Source organism: Burkholderia thailandensis E264, assembly GCF_000012365.1.
Lineage (GTDB): Bacteria > Pseudomonadota > Gammaproteobacteria > Burkholderiales > Burkholderiaceae > Burkholderia > Burkholderia thailandensis.
Map to the genome: position 1 here is coordinate 2,969,689 of NC_007651.1, position 22,077 is coordinate 2,991,765.

20 protein-coding genes are annotated in these 22,077 nt (G+C 67.6%); 11 read left to right on the forward strand and 9 right to left on the reverse strand.

Going from position 1 to position 22,077, the window contains the following annotated elements:
• Position 1: 1 nt before the first annotated feature.
• Complete coding sequence (locus tag BTH_RS25490) at positions 2–706, reverse strand: CoA transferase subunit A (protein WP_009891596.1); 705 nt, start codon at positions 704–706, stop codon at positions 2–4.
• A gap of 254 nt (positions 707–960) precedes the next feature.
• Between BTH_RS25490 and BTH_RS25495 the strand changes: the two genes are divergently transcribed.
• Both BTH_RS25495 and BTH_RS25500 read left to right on the forward strand, forming a co-directional pair.
• Positions 961–1,506 (forward strand): LuxR C-terminal-related transcriptional regulator, encoded by a 546-nt coding sequence (locus BTH_RS25495; RefSeq protein ID WP_004191840.1) that lies wholly within the window; start codon positions 961–963, stop codon positions 1,504–1,506.
• A gap of 570 nt (positions 1,507–2,076) precedes the next feature.
• Positions 2,077–3,609, forward strand: coding sequence for a cellulase family glycosylhydrolase (locus BTH_RS25500; protein ID WP_009891603.1), 1,533 nt, complete (start codon positions 2,077–2,079; stop codon positions 3,607–3,609).
• 61 nt (positions 3,610–3,670) lie between these two features.
• On the opposite strand, the gene BTH_RS25505 is transcribed toward BTH_RS25500, so the two are convergent.
• Both BTH_RS25505 and BTH_RS25510 read right to left on the reverse strand, forming a co-directional pair.
• Positions 3,671–4,102 carry an acyl-CoA thioesterase gene (locus tag BTH_RS25505; RefSeq protein WP_009891605.1) on the reverse strand — a complete coding sequence of 144 codons (432 nt, stop codon included), beginning with the start codon at positions 4,100–4,102 and terminating at the stop codon, positions 3,671–3,673.
• Between the two features lie 53 nt (positions 4,103–4,155).
• On the reverse strand, positions 4,156–4,935 hold the full coding sequence (locus BTH_RS25510) for an SDR family oxidoreductase (RefSeq protein ID WP_009891607.1): 780 nt from the start codon (positions 4,933–4,935) through the stop codon (positions 4,156–4,158).
• Between the two features lie 180 nt (positions 4,936–5,115).
• Between BTH_RS25510 and BTH_RS25515 the strand changes: the two genes are divergently transcribed.
• Positions 5,116–6,789: an electron transfer flavoprotein-ubiquinone oxidoreductase gene (locus tag BTH_RS25515; protein WP_009891608.1), complete on the forward strand. Its 1,674-nt coding sequence runs from the start codon at positions 5,116–5,118 to the stop codon at positions 6,787–6,789.
• 171 nt (positions 6,790–6,960) lie between these two features.
• On the opposite strand, the gene aroC is transcribed toward BTH_RS25515, so the two are convergent.
• From aroC to BTH_RS25530, 3 genes are all read right to left on the reverse strand, one after another.
• Positions 6,961–8,070, reverse strand: a complete 1,110-nt coding sequence (gene aroC, locus BTH_RS25520; protein ID WP_009891609.1) for a chorismate synthase — start codon at positions 8,068–8,070, stop codon at positions 6,961–6,963.
• A gap of 369 nt (positions 8,071–8,439) precedes the next feature.
• On the reverse strand, positions 8,440–10,374 hold the full coding sequence (locus BTH_RS25525; protein ID WP_009891611.1) for an MFS transporter: 1,935 nt from the start codon (positions 10,372–10,374) through the stop codon (positions 8,440–8,442).
• A gap of 121 nt (positions 10,375–10,495) precedes the next feature.
• Entirely contained in the window at positions 10,496–10,960 is a 465-nt protein-coding gene (locus BTH_RS25530; protein WP_009891613.1) for a CBS domain-containing protein, read from the reverse strand.
• A gap of 162 nt (positions 10,961–11,122) precedes the next feature.
• Here BTH_RS25530 and BTH_RS25535 point away from each other — a divergent pair, with 162 nt between their 5' ends.
• Positions 11,123–11,443, forward strand: coding sequence for an Mpo1-like protein (locus tag BTH_RS25535; RefSeq protein ID WP_009891615.1), 321 nt, complete (start codon positions 11,123–11,125; stop codon positions 11,441–11,443).
• A gap of 166 nt (positions 11,444–11,609) precedes the next feature.
• Here BTH_RS25535 and BTH_RS25540 read toward each other — a convergent pair whose 3' ends face one another.
• Positions 11,610–12,923, reverse strand: coding sequence for a YihY family inner membrane protein (locus BTH_RS25540; RefSeq protein WP_009891617.1), 1,314 nt, complete (start codon positions 12,921–12,923; stop codon positions 11,610–11,612).
• A gap of 105 nt (positions 12,924–13,028) precedes the next feature.
• Here BTH_RS25540 and wrbA point away from each other — a divergent pair, with 105 nt between their 5' ends.
• Genes wrbA through BTH_RS25560 form a run of 4 tightly spaced genes read left to right on the forward strand, consistent with a single transcriptional unit; the run spans position 13,029 to position 16,475 of the window.
• Entirely contained in the window at positions 13,029–13,637 is a 609-nt protein-coding gene (gene wrbA / locus BTH_RS25545) for an NAD(P)H:quinone oxidoreductase (protein ID WP_009891619.1), read from the forward strand.
• Positions 13,634–14,074: a DUF2069 domain-containing protein gene (locus BTH_RS25550; protein WP_009891621.1), complete on the forward strand. Its 441-nt coding sequence runs from the start codon at positions 13,634–13,636 to the stop codon at positions 14,072–14,074. Before wrbA ends, BTH_RS25550 begins: the two co-directional genes overlap by 4 nt.
• Positions 14,075–14,107: 33 nt before the next feature.
• The gene (locus tag BTH_RS25555; RefSeq protein ID WP_009891623.1) at positions 14,108–15,529 is read left to right on the forward strand and encodes an FAD-binding oxidoreductase; all 1,422 of its coding nucleotides are present in this window, start codon (positions 14,108–14,110) and stop codon (positions 15,527–15,529) included.
• A gap of 31 nt (positions 15,530–15,560) precedes the next feature.
• On the forward strand, positions 15,561–16,475 hold the full coding sequence (locus tag BTH_RS25560; RefSeq protein ID WP_009891625.1) for a metallophosphoesterase: 915 nt from the start codon (positions 15,561–15,563) through the stop codon (positions 16,473–16,475).
• 48 nt (positions 16,476–16,523) lie between these two features.
• Here BTH_RS25560 and BTH_RS34670 read toward each other — a convergent pair whose 3' ends face one another.
• Positions 16,524–16,697, reverse strand: coding sequence for a hypothetical protein (locus BTH_RS34670; RefSeq protein WP_009891627.1), 174 nt, complete (start codon positions 16,695–16,697; stop codon positions 16,524–16,526).
• Positions 16,698–16,852: 155 nt separating this feature from the next.
• Positions 16,853–17,794: a LysR family transcriptional regulator gene (locus tag BTH_RS25570; RefSeq protein ID WP_009891629.1), complete on the reverse strand. Its 942-nt coding sequence runs from the start codon at positions 17,792–17,794 to the stop codon at positions 16,853–16,855.
• 218 nt (positions 17,795–18,012) lie between these two features.
• Here BTH_RS25570 and BTH_RS25575 point away from each other — a divergent pair, with 218 nt between their 5' ends.
• From BTH_RS25575 to BTH_RS25585, 3 genes are read left to right on the forward strand one after another with little or no spacing between them, the layout of a single operon-like run.
• Positions 18,013–19,659, forward strand: a complete 1,647-nt coding sequence (locus BTH_RS25575) for an efflux transporter outer membrane subunit (RefSeq protein ID WP_043036975.1) — start codon at positions 18,013–18,015, stop codon at positions 19,657–19,659.
• Between the two features lie 14 nt (positions 19,660–19,673).
• Positions 19,674–21,875 carry an FUSC family protein gene (locus BTH_RS25580; RefSeq protein WP_009891632.1) on the forward strand — a complete coding sequence of 734 codons (2,202 nt, stop codon included), beginning with the start codon at positions 19,674–19,676 and terminating at the stop codon, positions 21,873–21,875.
• Positions 21,872–22,075, forward strand: a complete 204-nt coding sequence (locus BTH_RS25585) for a DUF1656 domain-containing protein (RefSeq protein ID WP_009891634.1) — start codon at positions 21,872–21,874, stop codon at positions 22,073–22,075. The genes BTH_RS25580 and BTH_RS25585 overlap by 4 nt, the downstream gene beginning before the upstream one ends.
• Positions 22,076–22,077 lie beyond the last annotated feature (2 nt).

Genomic DNA, 22,077 nt, shown 5'->3' on the forward strand with positions numbered 1-22,077 from the left:
CTCAGTCTCCTTTCGCGCGCACGACGCGTTGTTCGATGCGTTTTTCCGGCGTCGCGTTGAGCACGAGCCGCTGCACGAAAATGCCGGGCGTGTGGATCGCATCCGGATCGAGCTCGCCGTTCTCGACGATCTCCTCGACCTCGGCGACCGTGATCCGGCCCGCCATCGCGCACATCGGATTGAAGTTGCGCGCGGTGCGGCGATAGATCAGGTTGCCTGACTTGTCGGCCTTCCACGCCTTCACGAGCGCGACGTCCGCCGTGAGCGACGGCTCGAGCACGTAATGCCTGCCGTCGAACTCGCGCGTCTCCTTGCCTTCGGCGATCACCGTGCCGTAGCCCGTCTGCGTGAAGAACGCCGGAATGCCCGCGCCGCCCGCGCGCAGCTTCTCGGCAAGCGTGCCTTGCGGCGTGAACTCGAGCTCGAGCTCGCCCGACAGATACTGGCGCTCGAACTCCTTGTTCTCGCCGACGTACGACGAGATCATCTTCTTGATTTGCCGGGTCTCGAGCAGAAGGCCGAGACCGAATCCGTCGACGCCCGCGTTGTTGCTGATGCAGGTGATGTCCTTCACGCCCGAGTCGCGCAGCGCCGCGATGAGCGCTTCCGGGATGCCGCACAGGCCGAAGCCGCCGACCGCGAAGGTCTGCCCGTCATGGACGACGCCCTCGAGCGCGGCTGCCGCGCTTGGGTAGACTTTGTTCATCTGTATGTCCCTTCCTCTATGGAAACCGGCTCGACGATCCGCGCGGCTCGCGCGCGCGACGAACCCGTCGCACCATTCTAAGCACGCGCGGCGAATGCTGCCGCGACGGTGCGCTTTCTTCTGTTGCCCGTTCGCGGCATGAGCCGCGACACGCATGAAAGGGTACGATGCGCGCCGGATGCGGCACAATACGCAAAAATACATAAGCACTCGCCGCCGCTTGCGCGGCGCCCGATCACTGCCCGTCAGCGTCCATGCCCGCCATCGATTACAAGACCGCCTTCCATCTCGCGCCGATCGGCCTCGTGCTGTCGCGCGACCGCGTCATCGAGGATTGCAACGACGAACTGGCCGCGATCTTCCGCTGCGCGCGCGCCGATCTGATCGGCCGGTCGTTCGAGGTACTCTACCCGTCGTCGGACGAATTCGAGAGGATCGGCGAGCGGATCTCGCCCGTGATGATCGCGCACGGCAGCTATGCGGACGACCGCATCATGAAGCGTGCGGGCGGCGAGCTGTTCTGGTGCCACGTGACAGGCCGCGCGCTCGACCGCACGGCGCCGCTCGCGGCGGGCGTATGGACATTCGAGGACCTGAGCGCGACGCGGCGCGTCGCGGTCGAACTGACGCCGCGCGAGCGCGAGATCGCCGCGCAGCTCGTGACCGGCAAGACGAGCAAGCAGATCGGCCGCGTGCTCGACATCAGTTCGCGCACCGTCGATATCTACCGCGCCCGACTGATGCGCAAATACGGGACAGGCAACACGGCCGAGCTGCTGCAGCGCCTGCTCGGGCAGTGAAAACGGGCGGCCCGCCGCCCACGCCGCCGAAAGGTCATGCATGCATGACCGCATCGCGGTCGCGCCGACAATCAGGAAGCCGGGTGCGACGATGAACCCGGCGCTTGCCGCTCGCGCCAAGTCATTGCCGCCCAAAGCTCAACAAAGCCCAATCCCCAATGCCGATTAGGTCGAATTTCGGCCCTACACTTTTTCGGAAAATTTATTTACCCTTGAGCAATACAGGTCAACTCCATTCAGGAAACAAAAAATATCGGACCCAAAACAATACATTCACATTTCCCAAGCAATAAAGCTCATATCGGAAACGAGAATGCCGGCTAGTCGTGCGGACGCTTTCATGTTGCCCTGATCGAATCGGGATGATCGCGCGATTGCGCGCCGCACCTCGCTCGATCGACGTCGCATCACGGCAGCCACACGAAAATGGCCACGAAAGCGCCGCCGCTTCCGACACATGCATCAGGAATCCGAACGACCTGGCGGCGGGCCGCCGCGCAACCCGCCCTGCATCGATTTCACCGCCGGAATCTCAAATCGACCATTCAATTCATCAGGCCGAGTCAATTCATGATTAATGCGAAAGCAAGATTTTTATTTTTTATTTTCATGATGAGCCTGATCGGATACCGCCCGGCATTCGCGCAAACCAATACGCCGGTAACCGGCATCGTGCTAGGCGGAGAAATCATCGAGATCATCAAGCAGAACCCGCAAAATCCGACGCAAGCGATCAACAACTATATGTCGGGCGTCGCCGCGATGAACGTGCGCTGGGTGCGCATCCATCTCGACTGGTCGGCCATCCAGCCTGCGTCGACGTGGATCTTCGCGAGCGATCCCAATCCCGGCCAGAGCAGCGGCCTCACCTGGGGCGCGACGGACATCGTCGTTCGGGCGGCCAGGAATTACGGAATCCGCATTCTCGGCGTGATCACGTCGACACCGCGCTGGGCGGTCAATTCGCGGTGCCCGAGCGATTATCTGCAATCGACCGACGGCGCTTACACGCTGTGCGCGCCGAATCTCACGCCATATACGAACTTCGCGCGAGCGGCCGCCAAGCATTACAGCAGCGACAGTTACGGCGGAAAAATCGACGCGTGGGAAATCTGGAACGAACCGAATTGCGGCCCGAACTTCATTCCTCACGATCCGCTCCTTTATACGCGACTCCTGAAGAGCGCGTATCCGGCGATCAAGCAGGCCAATCCGGCGGCGGCGGTCTATGCGGGCGGCAGCTCGGGGTGCCTCACGTCTCCGAACAACGGAACCGGCGCGCTTCCGTCGACCGGCGTGGCCGGCCTCGTGAGCTCGACGGACGCCCGCTACCCCGCGCCCACTCAATGGGAGCCGCGCGACTGGCTGGCCGTCATGTACGCGAACGGCGCGCGCGGGTACTTCGACGGTCTCGCGCACCACCCCCACTGCCACAGCGACGACTGGCAACTGCCGGGCGACCAGTGCCCGAGCGCGACCGTCAACTCCGTGTACCCCGATTATTCGAATCCGTTCAACATCATGTGGCACACGTTCCCGTCGCCTTCGTACGGCTGGCCGTCCCCGACCGGCAAGACGTTCGCGAGCTACACGGGCACGAGCCTGCGCGACCTGATGAACGCGAACGGCGACGGAACGAAGCCGATCGTGATCACCGAGTTCGGCGTCGCGACGACCGCGTCGGACGGCGCGACCGATTTCACCGGCCGGTTGGGCGGCGATGCGCAGCAATACACGGACGCCAATTTCCAGACGATCGCGCCCGCCTACCTGACGCAGGCGAATCAGGCGCGCGAGTACAAGGCGCTGATCGCCTGGATCGCCAATCAGCCTTACGGCCAATACGGCCCGGTTTACGCGTACTGCTACTCGGACATGGCGCTGTCGTCGCCGTATAGCGGGAACATCTACGAGCCGTACTTCGGCCTGGTGACGATCACCGCGTCGACGGGTTCGTCCGGCACGGTGGGCGCGCCCAAAATTGCCGGAACGTTCCAGGCCCCGTCGGGGCAGTATTACCCGGCCTGGCCCAACTTCGGCGCGGCCGCAGCAGCCGCCGCCAATCAGACGCCGGGCTATGCGCCGGTCGGCCCCGGCTGGTGACGCACATCGTCGGACGAAAGACGAGCGCGGCGCGCACGCGCGCCGCCGCCCGCCACCGCCCTTACGCGACCTTCGCCTGCAGCGCGCTTTCGATCGTGTTACGGAGCAGGTCCGGCAGCGGCACCGACTTGCCGAGCGCGTAGTTGACCCACACGCAGCGCGCGGCGCCGCGCGCGTACACGTGCTCGGGGTCGTCCGAGCGGGTCAGCTCGAACGCCGTGTCGAAGCTGCTGCGGCCAGGCTTCGCGGCCAACAGGCGCGCGATCACGTCGCCCGGATAATGCAGCTGGCGCAGGAATTCCATCGACGCGTTGACGACGACGGGCCCCTGCCCCTCGCCGTTGCCGCCCGCAATGCCGAGCTTGCCGAACCACGTGACGCGCGCTTCTTCCATGTAGCGGAAGTAGACCGTGTTGTTCACATGGCCGAACGCATCCATGTCGCCCCAACGGATCGGCATCGACATTTCAAAGACCGGAGTGTAATCGCTCATCGCACGCTTCATTTCTTCAAGGTGAAACCGTTCAAACCGTTCTGCGCGGCCGCTCACGCGAGACCGAGGCCGTCGTCGGCCGACACGATCGAGCCGTTGATGAACTGTGACTCGTCCGCGGCGAGCAGCAGCAGCAGCCCGTCGAGATCCTGCGGCTTGCCGACGCGCCGGCGCGGCAGCATCGACTGCAGCTTCTGGCCCTGCTCGGTTTCCCACAGGGAGTGATTGATCTCGGTATCGATGTAGCCGGGGCAGATCGCGTTGACGTTGATGCCGTGGCGGCCCCATTCGAGCGCCATCGCCCGCGTCATGTGGACGACGGCCGCCTTGCTCATCGCGTAAAGGCCGATCTGCGAGAACGGCCGCAGCCCGGCGACCGACGCGATGTTGATGATCCGGCAAGCCGGTTTCGCGTTGCCGTTGCCCGCGCGCATCATCATCCGCTTCGCGACTTCCTGCGCGACGAAAAATGCGCCGCGCGTGTTCGTATCGAATACGTATTCGAAATCTGCGGGCGTCACGTCGACGAGCTTCTGCATCGTCGACACGCCCGAATTGTTGACGAGGATATCGATCGTGCCCGCTTCGGTTTCCGCGTGCGCGACAGCCGCCTTGATGCTCTGATAATCGGTGACGTCGAGCGAGACCACGTGCGCGGCGCCGCCCGCCGCCTCGATTTCCGCGCGCAGCTCCTTCAGGCGCTCGACGCGCCGGCTCGCGAGCACGACCTTCGCGCCAGCCTGCGACAGCACTTGCGCGAAGCGCTGCCCGAGACCGCTCGACGCGCCCGTGATGAACGCGACCTTGCCCTCCAGATTGATCGAACGGCCCATGCCGACTCCTCATTATTCCGATGACAACATGCCGCACCAGTATGAACCGTTCCTGCGTGCGACCCAATCCAAAAAATAGAACGATCGTGCTAATCTAGGATTCCGCTGTTGCGGCAAGCGTTTTGTTTCGCCGACAATACGGTCCCGAATAAAAGCATTCTAATGGTTAGAGGAGCGTTCATGACCCCCGCAAGCCTCATCGAGCAATACGGCCCGCGCGAATCGATGGAATACGAAGTCGTGATCGTCGGCGGCGGCCCCGCGGGCCTGTCGGCGGCCATCCGGCTCAAGCAGCTCGCCGCCGAGAAAGGCACGGAAATCGGCGTGTGCGTGCTCGAAAAGGGCTCGGAGATCGGCGCGCACATCCTGTCGGGCGCGGTGATGGACCCGCGCGCGATCACCGAGCTGTTCCCTGACTGGAAGGAAAAGGGCGCGCCGCTCGACGTCGACGTCACCGAAGACCGCTTCCTGTTCCTGACCGAGAAAAGCGCGTTCCAGGTGCCGAACTGGGCGCTGCCGGATAACTTCAAGAACCACGGCAACTACGTGATCAGCCTCGGCAATGTGACGCGGTGGCTCGGCCAGCAGGCCGAGGCGCTCGGCGTCGAGATCTTCCCGGGCTTTCCGGCGGCCGAGATCCTCTATCACGACGACGGCTCGGTCAAGGGCGTCGCGACGGGCAACATGGGCATCGGCAAGGATGGCGAGCCGACCGAGAACTTCCAGCTCGGCATGGAGCTGCACGCGAAGTACACGCTTTTCTGCGAAGGCGCGCGCGGCCACCTCGGCCGCCAGTTGATGGACCAGTTCAAGCTGAACGCGAACAGCGATCCGCAGGCGTACGGAATCGGCATCAAGGAGCTGTGGGAAATCGACCCGGTCAAGCACAAGCCGGGCCTCGTGATCCACACGGCGGGCTGGCCGCTGTCGTCGGACACGTACGGCGGCTCGTTCCTGTATCACATGGACAACAACCAGGTCGTCGTCGGCTTCGTCGTCGGCCTCGCGTACTCGAACCCGTACCTGTCGCCGTTCGAGGAATTCCAGCGCTACAAGACGCATCCGGCGATCCGGCCGTTTCTCGAAGGCGGCAAGCGCGTGTCGTACGGCGCACGCGCGATCACGGCGGGCGGCCTGCTGTCGCTGCCGAAGACGGTGTTTCCGGGCGGCGCGCTCGTCGGCGACGACGCGGGCTTCCTGAACGCATCGCGGATCAAGGGCAGCCATGCGGCGATCAAGACCGGCATGCTCGCCGCCGAAGCCGCGTTCGACGCGGTGCAGGCGGGCCGCCAGGCCGACGAGCTGACCGCGTACCCGGATGCGTTCAAGACGTCGTGGCTGCACACCGAGCTCTACCGTGCGCGCAACTTCAAGCAGTGGATGAGCAAGGGGCTGTATCTCGGCACACTGATGGTCGGCGTCGAGCAGAAGCTGATGAACGGCAACGTGCCGTGGACGCTGCACCACCAGCACGGCGACCACGAGATGCTGAAGCCCGCGTCGCAGTGCCAGCCGATCGACTATCCGAAGCCGGACGGCAAACTGACGTTCGACCGGCTGTCGTCGGTGTTCATCTCGAACACGAATCACGAGGAAAACCAGCCTGCGCACCTGACGCTGAAGGACGCGAGCGTGCCGGTGAACGTCAATCTGCGCACGTACGCGGGGCCGGAAGCGCGCTTCTGCCCGGCCGCCGTCTACGAGTTCGTGAAGAACGACGACGGCAGCGACCGCCTCGTGATCAATGCACAGAACTGCGTGCACTGCAAGACCTGCGACATCAAGGACCCGACGCAGAACATCGTGTGGGTCACGCCTGAAGGCGGCGGCGGGCCGAACTATCCGAACATGTGACCGGTCGCCCGCGCGTCGCGCGGGCCGCTCGCGCCGCACGGCACGATGCGGCAAACGGAAACGGGCGCCTTGGCGCCCGTTTCCGTTTCGATCCTGTCTCGATTTCGATGCGTCGCGCCGGACATCGGCGCACGCCGCATCGCGCACGACGCCCGCCCCCTCAGTCCAAGCTCATTGCGCTTGCGGCGCGCGCGCGGCGATCTTCGGCGTCGCGGTCGACACGTCGCCGCACTGCGCGCGATGCCGCAGCGCGTGATCGATCAGGACGAGCGCGAGCATCGATTCGGCAATCGGCGTCGCACGAATCCCGACGCACGGATCGTGACGGCCGAACGTCTCGATGACGGCAGGCTCGCCCGCCTTCGTGATCGAGCGGCGCGGCGTGCGGATGCTCGACGTCGGCTTGATCGCGATCGACACCGTGATGTCCTGCCCCGTCGAGATGCCGCCGAGCACGCCTCCCGCATGGTTGCCGACGAAGCCGTCCGGCGTCAGTTCGTCGCCGTGCACCGACCCGCGCTGCGCGACGCTCGCGAAGCCCGCGCCGATCTCGACGCCCTTCACCGCGTTGATCCCCATCATCGCGTGCGCGATGTCGGCGTCGAGCCGATCGAAGAGCGGCTCGCCCCAGCCGACCGGCACGCCCGACGCGACGACGTCGATCCGCGCGCCGATCGAATCGCCGTCCTTGCGCAGCGCGTCCATGTAGCCCTCGAGCTGCGGAACGATATCGGCGTTCGGCGCGAAGAACGGGTTCTCGCGCACATGCGACCAGTCGACGAACGGAATCTCGATCTCGCCGAGCGCGCTCATGTAGCCGCGCACCTCGACGCCGAAGCGCTCGCGCAGCCACTTCTTCGCGATCGCGCCGGCGCCGACGACGGGCGCCGTCAGCCGGGCCGACGATCGGCCGCCGCCGCGATAGTCGCGCACGCCATACTTCTGCCAGTACGTATAGTCGGCGTGGCCCGGGCGGAAGGTCTCGACGATGTTGCCGTAGTCCTTGCTGCGCTGGTCGGTGTTGCGGATCAGGAGCGCGATCGGCGCGCCCGTCGTCACGCCCTCGAACACGCCGGACAGGATCTCGACCTGGTCCGGCTCCTGACGCTGCGTGACATGGCGCGACGTGCCGGGCTTGCGGCGGTCGAGCTCGAGCTGGACGTCGGCTTCCGTGAGCGCCATGCCCGGCGGGCAGCCGTCGATCACGCAGCCGATCGCGGGACCGTGCGACTCGCCGAAGGTCGTGACAGTGAAAAGCGTGCCGAGGGTGTTGCCGGACATAGGGCCGTCCCAAAGAAAGTCAGTCGGGGGAAACCGTTATTATGCCAGCCCGTTTCGGGCAATGCGGCGAACTGGCGCGCGGTCGGGCCGCACCACGCGACGTCGCGCCGCGCACACGTGCGCGCGATGCGGCGGCCGATATCGCGCTTCGGCTTCGCTCCGGCCGAGCGGCAACCGGCGGGCGGCGCGCGCGGCGTTCCGCGCTGCCCCGGCCCGTCGGCGAACGAGCGGCCCCAAGCATCCATCGATGCCGCGAGATCGAAGCGCGCCGCCCGGCACGCACGCTGCCGAACAGGGCCGACTGAGCCGTGAGGCCGAGCGAAGCCGATGGAAATCGCCCGCCGCAAGCCGCCGCCCTGCCCGCGCCGCCTACTTGCGCGCGCCGCGCAGTTCGGTGACGACGGCCTGCAGCGCCTCCGGCGTCGCCGCCACGGCCGGGATGGGCTCGCCGACCGCGAGCGTCAGGCGGCTCATCACGCCGCGCTTCACGGGGCGCGGCCAGCGCGCATCCTCGTGCCGCGAAAACACGCTGCCCCATAGTCCGCGCAGCGCCATCGGCACGACGGGCACGCCTGTCCGCGTCAGGATCTCGGTGACGCCGTGGTGGAACGGGTTGACATCGCCCGTCTTCGTCAGCTTGCCTTCCGGGAAGATGCAGACGAGCTCGCCCTCGCGCAGCGCGGCCTCGCAGGCGTCGTACGCACGCGCGAGCATCTCGGGATTCTCGTGGCGCGGCGCGATCGGAATCGCCTTCGCGTGACGAAACGCCCAGCTCGCGAAGCGCGTGGCGAAGATCCGGTGATCCATCACGAAACGAATCGGCCGCGGGCTCGCCGCCGCGAGCACGAGCGCGTCGACATAGCTCACGTGGTTGCAGACGAGAAGCGCCGCGCCTTCGTCCGGAATCCGCTCCGCATGCACGAGGCGAATCCGGTAGAACGTGTGCACGAGCGCCCACGCGATGAAGCGCAGCAGGAATTCGGGCACGAGCGAGTAGATGTACGTCGCGACGACGACGTTCAGGAGCCCCGTCACGAGAAAGATCCCCGGAATGCTGACGCCCGCCTTCGTGAGCAGCATCGCCATCAGCGCCGAGACGATCATGAAGAGCGCGTTCAGGATGTTGTTCGCGGCGATGATCCGCGCGCGGTGGGTAGGCGCGCTGCGGCTCTGAATCAGCGCATAGAGCGGCACGCTGTAGAAGCCGCCGAACATCGCGAGCAGGAACAGGTCGGCGAGAATGCGCCAGTGCGCCGGGTGGCCGAGAAACTCGGCCACCGTCAGCAGATGCGTCTGCGCGGGCAGCGCGTGGCTCGCGAAGTACAGCTCAATCGCGAACGCGCTGATGCCGAGCGAGCCGAGCGGCACGAGCCCGATCTCGACGCGCCGCTGCGACAGCCGCTCGCACAGCAGCGAGCCGAGGCCGATGCCGAACGAGAACGTCGCGAGCAGCACGGTGACGACGTCCGGGTTCGCCGACAGCACGTCCTTCGCGAAGCCGAAGAACGACGTGAGGAACGTCGCGCCGACGAACCACAGCCACGAAATGCCGAGGAGGCTCAGGAACACCGTCCGGTTCTCGCGCGCGAGCTTCAGGTTGCGCCACGTTTCGGAAAACGGGTTCCAGTTGATCGCGAGATTCGGCTGCGGCGCGGGCGTCGCCGGCACGCCCGCCGCCGCGACGCGCCCGACGAGCGCGATGCCGACGCAGCAGACGGCGAGCAGCAGCTCGCCGCGCCCCGAGATGCCCGCCGCCGCGCCGCCGACGATCGTGCCGATCAGGATCGCGACGAACGTGCCCATCTCGACGAGTCCGTTGCCGCCGACGAGCTCATGGTCGCTCAGATGCTGCGGCAGGTACGAATACTTGACGGGCCCGAACAGCGTCGAGTGCATGCCCATCATGAACGTGCACAAATAGAGCAGCGGCGCGCCGTGCGTGACGAAGCCCGCCGCGCCGACCGCCATCAGCGCGATCTCGAAGCTCTTCACGAAGCGCGTGAGGCGCGCCTTGTCGTACTTGTCGGCGAGCTGCCCAGCCGTCGCCGAGAACAGCACGAACGGCAGGATGAAGATCGCCGAGATCAGGAACGCGGCCGTCTTCGGATCGACGCCGCTGAATTTCGCCGTCTGGTAGGTGACGAGCGACGTGAAGCCGATCTTGAAGACGTTGTCGTTCAGCGCCCCCAAGAACTGCGTCGCGAAGAACGGCCCGAAGCGGCGCTCGCGCAGCAGATCGAACTGCGACGGATGGGCGCGGCGCTGCTCGCGCCGCGCGGTCGACGTAATGGAAGGGTCGCTCATGCGTGAGTGCGCCCGCGTGTCGCGTCGGCACGATCGCGCACGCAGGCGAAAGAAGAATGAATGAAGAAAGCCGGAACGGATGCGGCCGCCCGGCGGCCGGCGCGCGCGGCCGCGCGCGGGCTCAGCTTGCGAGCGGCTTGCGCTCTTCGCTGTCGGGTTCCGGCCAGTCACGGATGTATGCCTTCAGCATCCGGTTCTCGAAGCTTTGCGCCTCGACGACCGTCTTCGCGACATCGTAGAACGAAATGACGCCCATCAGCACCTTCTTGTCGAGCACCGGCATGTAGCGCGCGTGCCGCTCGAGCATCATCCGGCGCACTTCGTCGATGTCGGTTTCCGGCGTGCACGTGAGCGGTTCGTCCATCACGGTGCGCACCAGCACATCGCCGACGCTGCCGCCGTTCGCCTTCAGGCGCAGGATGATCTCGCGGAACGTCAGGATCCCGACGAGATCGCCGTACTCCATCACGACGAGCGAGCCGATGTCGTGTTCCGCCATCGTGTCGACCGCACTGCGCAGCGGCGTATCGGGCGTCACGGTGAACAGCGTATTGCCCTTGACTTTCAGAATATCGCTGACGCGCATCGTTGTCCCCTATTGCAACCTGTGCATAATCGGCTTTCGATCCTAACGGAAAGCCCCGCAAAAGGAAAGCGCGCGGCGGCCGGTTGCGGCGGGCGGCGCCCCGCCGCACAATGGATGACGTGACGCGCCGCGCGGCCACGGCCGGCGCTCGAGGAGACTGTCATGGCACATTCCGCGCATACCGAGCATTTCGCGAGCTTCGCCGAGTTCTATCCGTTCTATCTGGACGAGCACCGCAACCTCGCGTCGCGGCGGCTGCATTTCGTCGGCTCGCTCGGCGTGATCGGCTGCATCGCGATGGCGCTCGCCACCGGCCTCTGGTGGTGGCTGCCCGCCGCCGTCGTCTGCGGCTATGGCTTCGCGTGGGTCGGGCACTTCTTCTTCGAGAAGAACCGCCCGGCGACGTTCCGGCACCCGATCTACAGCCTGATCGGCGATTGGGTGATGTTCAAGGACATCTGCACAGGCAAGATTTCGATCTGACCCGCTCGGACGGGGCCACGAACCGCCCCCCTGCTGACGACCGCGGCGCCGTCGCCGCTGCGGCGGGCTCGCGCGTTGCGTCCGCCGCGGGCAGGCTCCCGCTTCCCTCCCGGCATGACGCCGTGATGACACACCCTTCGTCCGCTTCGTTCGCTTCGTTCGCGCGTCACACGGTGCGCGGCGGCAGCGCCGACGCCGAGCGCGCGGCGTCCGGCCCCCCGCGCGACGCACGCCTCTTGCCGCGCTCGATCAGCTCCGCGAGCGACAGATCGAGCTTCTCGCTCACGAAGGCATCGAGAAGCGCCGCGCAGTCGACTTCGGTCTTCCCGCGCTGCGCCTGGTAGACGAGCTCCGAGCGGTCGATCACCAGCACGTCGAACAAATTCGCGACCGTCAGGCGCTCAGGGTTCGCGAGCATCACGTAACGCGGCGCGGCGTCGCCGCCGCTTTGCAGCCGCGCAACCCATTCGCGCTCCTCGAGCGTCGACAAGAGCCGCTGCGCCGTCTCCATGTCGCAGCGCGCCATCAGCGCGAGCCGCGCGGCCGTGTGGCCCGGCTTGCCCGCCTGCTGCGCGTCGGCAAGCCGCGCGAGCAACTCGAGCGAATCGAGCAGATCGCTGCCCGGATAGTGGATTCTGTGAAACTGCCCGACCCGGATCGCCGGCAGCGCCGACGCGATCATCGCGCCCGCGAGCGTGACGAACCAGCTCAGGTACATCCACAGCAGAAACATCGGCACGGTCGCGAACGCGCCGTACACCGCCGTATAGGTCGGAATGCGCCGCACGTAGTAGCCGAAGCCCCGCTTCGCGAGCTCGAACGCGACCGCCGCGCACACGCCGCCCACCACGGCGTCGCGCCACGCGACCGTGCAGTTCGGCAGATACACGTAGAGCAGCGTGAACGCGAGCACCGTGAGCGGCAGCGACGCGGCCGTCAGCAGCCATTCGAAGATCGGCGGCGTGCTGGTCGATCCGGCGAACGCGAGCGATTTCGTGAACAGATACGACGAAATCGACAGGCTCACGCCGAACAGCAGCGGCCCGAGCGTGATGAGCGCCCAGTACGCGAGCACGCGCTGCGCGAACGGCCGCGGCTTGCGCACGCGCCAGATCAGGTTGAACGCGGATTCGACCGTCATCATCGTCATCACCGCGGTGACGACGAGCACGATGAGGCCCGCCGTGGTCAGCCCTTTCGCCTTCGACGCGAACTGGTTCAGATACTTGAAGATCTGGCTGTTGAACTGCGCGGGCATCAGGTGATCGGCAAGGAAGCCCTGCAGCGAGTTCTGGAACGACGCGAACATCGGGAATGCGGTGAAGAGCGCGAAGGCGACCGTCACGAGCGGCACGAGCGCGAGCATCGTCGTGAACGTGAGGCTGCCCGCGACCTGCGGGATGCGGTCTTCCGCGCTGCGCCTCGCGGCGAAGCGCGCGAGACGCTTGATGGTGTCGAGATCGACGCTCAACTTCGGCAACGGCTTTCTCCTTTTGCTGCACGTGCCGCGCGCGGCGCGGCAGGTCGAGCCGCGACGCTTCGCGGCGGCTTCAGCCCCTATAATAGCCGCTCACTCAAGGGGCCTATGAAAGACATCCTCGTGCTCTACTACAGCCGCCACGGCGCAACGCGCGAACTCGCGCTCGCGATCGCGGCGGGCATCGACAGCGTGCCCGGCATGCAGGCGCGCATCCGGACGGTGCCGCCCGTGTCCACCGTCTGCGAGGCGACGCAGCCTGATATCCCCGACGACGGCCCGCCGTACGCGGAGCCGCGCGATCTCGACGAATGCGCGGGGCTCGCGCTCGGCTCGCCCACCCGCTTCGGCAACATGGCCGCGCCGCTCAAGTACTTCCTCGACGGCACGACGCCGCAATGGCTGTCGGGCGCGCTCGCGGGCAAGCCGGCGTGCGTGTTCACGTCGACGGGCAGCCTGCACGGCGGCCAGGAATCGACGTTGCTGTCGATGATGCTGCCGCTGCTGCACCACGGCATGCTGATCGTCGGCATCCCTTACACCGAAACCGCGCTGTCCGTCACGCAGACGGGCGGCACGCCCTACGGCGCGTCGCATTTCGCGCGCGTGGCCGACTCGACCCACGAGCGCATTTCCGCCGACGAGAAGACGCTCGCGCACGCGCTCGGCGCGCGGCTCGCGCGCACCGCGTCGCTGCTCGGCGCCGCGTCCGCATGACCGCGCCCGTTGCCGCGAAGCCGCTCGCCGCGCGCGCGGCCGCGCTCTGCGCCGTCGCGCTGATCGCGCTGTGCGTCGCGTGGGAGACCTGGCTCGCGCCGCTGCGGCCGGGCGGCTCCGCGCTGATCCTGAAGGCCGTGCCGCTCGCGCTCGCGCTGCCCGGCGTATGGCGGCGCAGCGTGTACACGCTGCAGTGGGCGTCGATGCTGATTTTGATTTATCTTGCAGAAGGCATCGTGCGCGGCATGACGGACGGCGGGCTGTCCGCGCGGCTCGGCTGGCTCGAGGCCGCGCTCGCGCTCGGCTTCTTCGGCGCGGCGCTCGCCTATGTCGCGCCGTATAAGCGCGCCGCGAAACGAGCGGCCAAGCAGGCGCCGGGGCAGACGGCCACGCGCTCGCAAGACCGTCCGCGCGCGTCCGATCGCACCCGCCCCTGATTTTCTCGATTGCCGGACCTCCGAACCAACGCCATGACCTCCTCCTCCGCTTTCGTCGACGCCTGCCGCCGGGCAATCGGCGCCGATCACGTGCTGACCGATCCGCACGACACCGCCCCGTTCCTGACCGACTGGCGCCGCCGCTACCAGGGCGCCGCGTGCGCGGTGCTCAGGCCCGCGAACACCGAAGAGGTCGCGGCGCTCGTGAAGCTCGCGCTCGCGCATCGCGTCGCGCTCGTGCCGCAAGGCGGCAACACGGGCCTCGCGGGCGGCGCGACGCCCGACGCGAGCGGCGCGCAGGCCGTGCTGAGCCTCGCGCGCCTGAACCGCGTGCGCGCGCTCGATCCGCACAACAACACGATCACCGTCGAGGCGGGCGTGATTCTCGCCGACGTGCAGGCGCGCGCGCAGGAAGCCGACCGGCTCTTCGCGCTCAGCCTCGCCGCCGAAGGCAGTTGCACGATCGGCGGCAATCTCGCGACGAACGCGGGCGGCACCGCCGTGCTGCGCTACGGCAATGCGCGCGAGCTGTGCCTCGGGCTCGAGGTCGTCACGCCGCAAGGCGAGATCTGGGATGGCCTACGCGGGCTGCGCAAGGACAACACCGGCTACGACCTGCGCGATCTCTTCATCGGCGCCGAGGGCACGCTCGGCATCATCACGGCCGCGGTCATGAAGCTGCATCCGCGTCCCGCCGCGAAGGTCACGGCGCTCGCCGCGCTCGAATCGCCGCACGCGGCGCTCGATTTCCTGTCGCTCGCGCAGCGCGCGGCCGGCCCGCTGCTGACCGGCTTCGAGCTGATGTCGGACTTCTGCATGAAGCTCGTCGGCAAGCACTACCCGCAACTGCGCTACCCGTTCGACGCCGCGCATCCGCAGACGGTGCTGCTCGAATTGTCGGACAACGAAAGCGAGGCGCACGCGCGCGCGCTCTTCGAAAAGATGATGGAGGAAGCGTTCGAGGCGGGGCTCGTCGTCGATGCGGTCGTCGCCGAGAACCTCGCGCAGTCGCGCGCGTTCTGGGATTTGCGCGAGCATATCCCGCTCGCGCAGGCAGACGAAGGGCTCAACATCAAGCACGACATCGCGGTGCCGATCTCGTCGATCGCGCGCTTCATCGACGAGACCGACGCGGCGATCCAGGCGGCCGCCCCCGGCGCGCGGATGGTGACGTTCGGGCACCTCGGCGACGGCAACCTGCACTACAACGTGCAGATGCCCGAAGGCGGCGATCCGAAAGCGTTCCTCGCCGCGCACCAGGCGCCCATCAACCGGATCGTCTACGACAACGTCCACCGGCATCGCGGCACGATCAGCGCCGAGCACGGCATCGGCCAGTTGAAGATCGACGACGCGCAGCGCTACAAGGCCGCCGTCGAGATCGGGCTGATGCGCGCACTGAAAACGGCGCTCGATCCGCTCAACCTGATGAACCCCGGCAAGGTGCTGCGCTGACGCCGCCGATTGCGACATGAAGGAGCCACCCGTGAAAGTTCGCGTGCTGTCCGACCTGCATCTCGAATGCAACGAGCCCGACGCGATCCCGCACGCGCATGCGGATCTCGTCGTGCTCGCGGGCGACATCCACAATCATGCGGAGGGCTTGCGCTGGGCGGCGCAGACGTTCGATCCTGGCGCGCCCGTCGTCTACGTGCCCGGCAATCACGAGTATTACGACGGCGAGTTCGGCGCGCTCGAAGCGGCGATGCGCGACGCCGCCGCCGCGCTCGACCACGTCCATTACCTGAACAACGACGTCTACGTCGATCCGGCCGGGCGCTTCCGCGTGCTCGGCACGACGCTCTGGACCGACTTCGAGCTGTTCGGCAGCGACGCGGCGGCGCGCTCGCAGTCGATCGTCGCGTGCGAGCGCGTGATGCTCGATTTCAAGGGCTTGATCCAGGTGGATTGGCCGGGGGGCGCCGGCGGCGAACCGATGGGTGAATCGATGGAAGCGTCGGCAGCCGATGCGGCGGCGCATGCCCGCCATGCGGCGGGGGCAAACGCGCCCGCCGCAACGGCGTCCGGTCCGGCCCCGCGCGATTTCGCGCCGCGCGACGCGCTCGCGCTGCATCGCACCGCCCGCGCGTGGCTCGAGCGCGAGCTCGCGAAACCGTGGCCGGGCGCGACGATCGTCGTCACGCACCACGCGCCGCTTCGCGCGAGCCTGGCCGCGCGCTACGCCGACGATCTCGCGTCAGCCGGCTTCATCAGCGACCTGAGCGCGCTCGTGCGGCCGCCCGTCTCGCTCTGGATTCACGGGCACACGCACACGTCGTTCGACTACGCGACGGCGGAAGGTACGCGCGTCGTCTGCAATCCGCACGGCTACATTCGCCGGCGCACCGGCGAGCGGGAAAATCCGTCGTTCGAATGGGACAAGGTCGTCACGCTCGCGTGACGCGTGCGCGCGACAACGCAAAGGACAACCCAACCGCGCGCGGAACGTTCAGAGCACGATGCGGCGGCCGTCCCGATGCGGCCGGTGCGTGCGCGCGCGCACCGGCACCGGCGCACGCCGGTGCTGCGCGTCGATCGCGCGCAACAGCTCGCGCGACGCGGCGACGCCGATTGCGCCGAACAGCGCGAGCGCGCCCAAACCCATCAGCAGAGGCGTATTCATCGATTTCTCCCCGATCCGTCGATTGCGTTCAAGCGCGTTACGCGCGTTAAGCGAATGCATGGGAAGACAGTAGCAAACCCGGCGCGGCGTGAACGTAAGAAAGTGTTGCGACAGCGTCAAAATGCGTCAATTCCGCGTCGCGCGCCGCGTTACCGTCAGGTCTGCACGGTGAAGCGCTCGAGCGCCGCTTCGTCGGCTTCGAGGATCGACGGCAGCTCGTCGCGCAGGAAATCGACCCACGTGCGGATCTTCGCATCGAGATACTGGCGCGATGCATAGAGCGCGTAGATGTTCATCACGTGCGAACGGTATTCGGGCATCACGCGCACGAAATCGCCGTGGCGCAGCCCGGCGATCGCCGAATAGAGCGGCAGAACGCCGATGCCCATTCCCTCGCGGATGCCGGCCGCGAGCGCTTCCGCGACGTTCACGCGAAACGGCGGCGGCGCGAGCGTCACGCTCTCCTCGCCGTGCGGCCCCATCAGTTTCCATTCGTCCCAGTACAGGCCCGGCGCGACCATCCCGAGGCACACGTGGCCCGCGAGATCCTGCGGCCGCTGCGGCGCGCCGTGCGTCTCGATGTAGCCGCGCGACGCACAGACGACGCTGAACGTCTCGCCGAGCCGCTGCGACACGAGCCCCGAATCGGGCAGTTCGCGGCCGACGACGAGCGACACGTCGAAGCCTTCGTCGAGAAGATCCGGCAGCCGCTGCGCGAGCGTCAGGTCGACCTGGACCTCCGGATAGCGCTGCCGGTAGCGCGACACCGCGGGCACCGTGTAGTGCTGGCCGAGGCTCGTCATGCAGTGCACCTTCAGCTTGCCGGACGGGCGCGCATGCGCGTCGCTCGCCTCGGCCTCCGCCTGCTCGACGTATGCGAGGATCTGCTCGCAGCGCTGCAGATAGCGCTCGCCCGCCTCGGTGAGCGCGATGCGCCGCGTCGTACGGTTCAAAAGACGCGTGCGCAGGTGCGCCTCGAGATCGGACACCGCGCGCGACGCGTACGCGGTCGTCGTATTGAGCTGCTGCGCCGCCGCCGTGAAGCTGCCCGCATCGACCACGCGAACGAACACACGCATGTTTTGGAGCGTATCCATGCTATTTCCCTATTGAATCCGGGAGGATTGTTGCATAAAGATCCACCAATATTATCTCAATGACAGTAAGAATGCGTTGCACCATTGTCGGTTTATTCGGCAATCCGCAAAAAAATATAATCGTACCCGACTCATCTTTATCCGAAAGGGAGAAAATCGTGCAGTCTCCGGCAACAAGAGGGACGTTTGCACTCGCGGTTCTTGCAATCTCATTAATAATGGCCGGATGTGCAAGCATGGGCGATGTTGCACCGCAAGCAAAGCAGATCGATCCGGCGTCGCTCGATGCGGGCGCGGCGATCGCGGCGGCCGAGCGCGACGCGGGCTGGCCCGCGGCCGACTGGTGGCGCGCGTATCGCGATCCGCAGCTCGACGCGTGGATCGCCGCGTCGCTCGCCGGCAACCCGTCGCTTGCCGCCGCGCAGGCCCGCGTGCGCGAGGCGCAGTCGCTCGCGCGCGTCGCGCATGCCGAGGAACTGCCGCAGTTGAACGGCAACCTGTCACTGATGCGCCAGCACTGGCCGGACAACGTCTACTACGGCCCAGGCCCGCTCGCGAACGCCGACACCTGGAACAACACGGGCACGTTGAGCCTGTCGTACCACCTCGACCTCTGGGGCAAGGACAAGAACAACGCGCAGCGCGCGCTCGACGCGGCGCGCGCCCGCGCGGCCGACGCGCGCGCCGCGCAGCTCGAGCTCGAAGCGAACGTGGTGCGCGCGTACATCGATTTCGCAAAGAACTACGCGCTCCTCGACATCGCGCACGCGACCTACGACCGCCAGAACGAGCTCGCCGAACTGGCGCGCAAGCGCCTGCGCGCGGGCATCGGCACGCAGCTCGAAGTGAGCCAGGCCGAGGCGCCGCTGCCCGATTATTCGCGGCAGATCGATTCGTACGAAGAGGCGATCCAGTTGGGCCGCCATCAGCTCGCCGCGCTCGCGGGCAAGGGGCCCGGCGCGGGCGCGTCGCTCGGGCGGCCGAAGCTCGCGCTCGACGCGAACGCCGGCCTGCCGTCCGCGCTGCCCGCGGAGTTGATCGGCCGCCGGCCGGACGTCGTCGCCGCGCGCTGGACGGTCGACGCGCAGGCGCGCGGCATCGACGTCGCGAAGGCCGCGTTCTATCCGAACGTCGACCTGATCGCGTCGCTCGGCGGCTTCGCGGTCAGCGCGCCGTTCGCGACGTTCCTGCGCGCGATGAACGGCGGCTGGTCGGCGGGCCCCGCGCTCACGCTGCCGATCTTCGAGGGCGGCCGGCTGCGCGCGCAACTGGGCGTCGCCGCGGCGGGCTACGACCAAGCGGTCGAGCACTACAACCAGACGATCGTCGGCGCGCTGAAGGACATCGCCGACAACGTCGTGCGCCTGCGCTCGCTCGACTCGCAACAGAAGGACGCGGCGCGCGCGGTCTCGCTCACGCGGCGATCGTACGATCTTTCGCACACGGGCTTCAGCCGCGGGCTCACCGACTACGTGAACGTGCTCATCGCGCAGAGCCAGTTGCTGACCGCGCAGGAGAACCAGACGCGCGTCGAGGCCGCGCGTCTTGCCGCGCACGCGTCGCTGATGGCCGCGCTCGGCGGCGGGCTCGAAACCGCGGGCGACGCACCGCATGACACGCCGGCGGGCGATGCGCGGCGCGCGGACGCTTCGGACGCTTCGGCGGCCTCGTCCGCTTCGGCCGCCGCATCCGTGTCGGGCGCGCCGGCAGGAAGCCGTGCCGCCGGCATCGGCGCTGCGGTCTCGGCCGGCGCCGACCGCGCAACCGACAATACGCGCGCATCGGCCACCACGCCCGCTGCAGCCCCCGCGCACGCCGCTCGCGCGCGGGCGCCGGCGAGCGCCGCCGCGCCCGCCATCCGCTAACCGAGGAGCCGATCATGTCAGCCGCCTCCCCCGCTTCCGCCCCCCCGCCGCAATCGGCCGGCGCCGCGCTCGTCGCGTCGATGAGCGACTGGGCGCGCACCGACGGCGCCGCTTGGCTCTATCTCGCGAAGGCGCTCGCCGCCGCGTTCCTCGCGCTCGGCGTATCGATGGTGCTCGATCTGCCCGCGCCGAAGACAGCGATGACGACCGTGTTCATCGTGATGCAGCCGCAGAGCGGCGCGGTGTTCGCGAAGAGCTTCTACCGGCTCATCGGCACGTTCGTCGGCCTGACCGCGACGCTCGCGCTCGTCGGCCTGTTCCCGCAGCAGCCGGTGCTGTTCCTGCTCGCGGTCGCGCTGTGGGTGGCCGCCTGCACGGCGGGCGCCGCGCGCAACCGCAACTTTCGCAGCTACGGCTTCCTGCTCGCCGGCTACACGGCCGCGCTGATCGGCCTGCCCGCGTCGCAGGCGCCGAACGGCGCGTTCATGACCGCGATGACGCGCGTCTCCGAGATCTCGGTCGGCATCCTGTCGGCGGGTATCGTGAGCGCGCTGGTCTTCCCGCAATACACGGGCGAACAGATGCGTACGACGGTGCGCCGGCGCTTCGGCGCATTCGTCGATTACGTCGCGGCCGCGCTCGCGGGCGCGCTCGACCGCTCGAAGATCGAGAGCGTGCATACGCGCTTCGTCGCGGACGTCGTCGGTTTCGAGGCCGCGCGCAGCATGGCCGTGTTCGAGAACCCGGACACGCGGATGCGCAGCGGCCGGCTGTCGCGCCTGAACAGCGAGTTCATGACCGCATCGAGCCGCTTCCACGCGCTGCATCAACTGATGAACCGGCTGCACGCGACGAGCGCGCAGGCCGTCGACGCGCTCGAGCCGTATTTCCGCGAGATCGCGCCGCTGCTGTCGAACGACGGCGAGCACGTGCGCACGTCCGCCGACGCCGCGCGCGCGGCCGAGCAGTTGCTCGCGTACCGCGACGCGCTGCCGCGCCGCATTCGCGCGACGCGCGCCGAGCACGAAACGCAGCCGGATTTCCCGCTCCTCGATTTCGACACTGCATCCGAGCTGCTGTACCGCTTCATCACCGATCTGCACGCATACGCGGCGACCTACGCGTCGCTCGCCGCGAGCACGCACGAGCGCGAGCGCTGGATCGAGCGCTACGAGCCGCGCACGAACGCGACGGCCGCGCTGATCGCGGGCATCCGCACCGCGAGCGTGATGCTGCTTCTGAGCGTGTTCTGGATCTACAGCGCGTGGCCGAGCGGGGTGATGCTCGTGCTGAACGCGGCGGCCGTGTGCGCGCTCGCGTCGTCGTCGCCGCAGCCGACCAGGATGGCCGCGCAGATGGCGCTCGGCACCGCGTTCGCGGTCGTCACGGGCTTCGTGCTGATGTTCGGCGTCTATCCGCACATCGACGGCTTCGTGCTGCTGTGCGCAGCGCTCGCGCCGTTCCTCGCGCCCGGGGTGTTCATGTCCCTCAAGCCGAAGTACGCGGGCTGCGGCGCGGGCTACCTGATCTTCTTCTGCACGCTCGCGGGCCCGGAGAACCTCACGCATTACGACCCGGTCGGCTTCATGAACGACGCGCTCGCGCTCGTGCTGTCGATGATCGTGTCGGCGATCGCGTTCGCCGTGCTGTTCCCGCCGAGCGCGCCGTGGCTCAAGAAGCGCCTGTTCGCCGATCTGCGCCATCAGGCGGTGGCCGCGTGCCACGCGCGGCTGCCGGGGCTGCGCACGCGCTTCGAAAGCGGCGCGCGCGATCTGATGTTCCAGGCGCACGGCCTGTCCGCCGACCAGCCCGACGCGCAACGCGACGCGCTGCGCTGGATGTTCGCGGTGCTCGAGACCGGCAACGCGGTGATCGATCTGCGCCATGAGCTCGCGGCGCTGCCGCACGATCCGCGCTACGCGGCGACGATGCCGTGGCGGCGCAAGATCGAAGCGGCGCGCGACGCGCTCGCCGCGCTGTTCGGCAAGCCGACCTCGGCACGCTTCGACGCGGCGCTTGCCGCCGCCGTCGACGCGATCGCGGCGACGCAGCAGGCGCTCGTCGCGTTCGCGCCGCCGCGCGAGGAGCGCCACCAGATGCAGCGAGTCCTGTCGCACCTGCATTTCGTGCGCACCGCGCTGCTCGATCCCGAATCGCCGCTCGCCGCGCTCAACGGCGCGCGCGTGTCGCCCGACCGACAAGGAGTTTCGTCATGATGCCGCGCGACCTCGCCATTCTCGACGCCTACGTGCCGGCCGTCGTGCTGATGTTCGTCATCGGCGCGTTCGCGACCTGGCTGATCGACCGCCTGCTCGCGTACACGGGCCTCTATCGCGTCGTCTGGCACCCGTCACTGTTCCGGGCAAGCCTTCTCGTGTGCATTTGCGGCGGGCTGAGCCTCGCCGTCTACCGTTGATA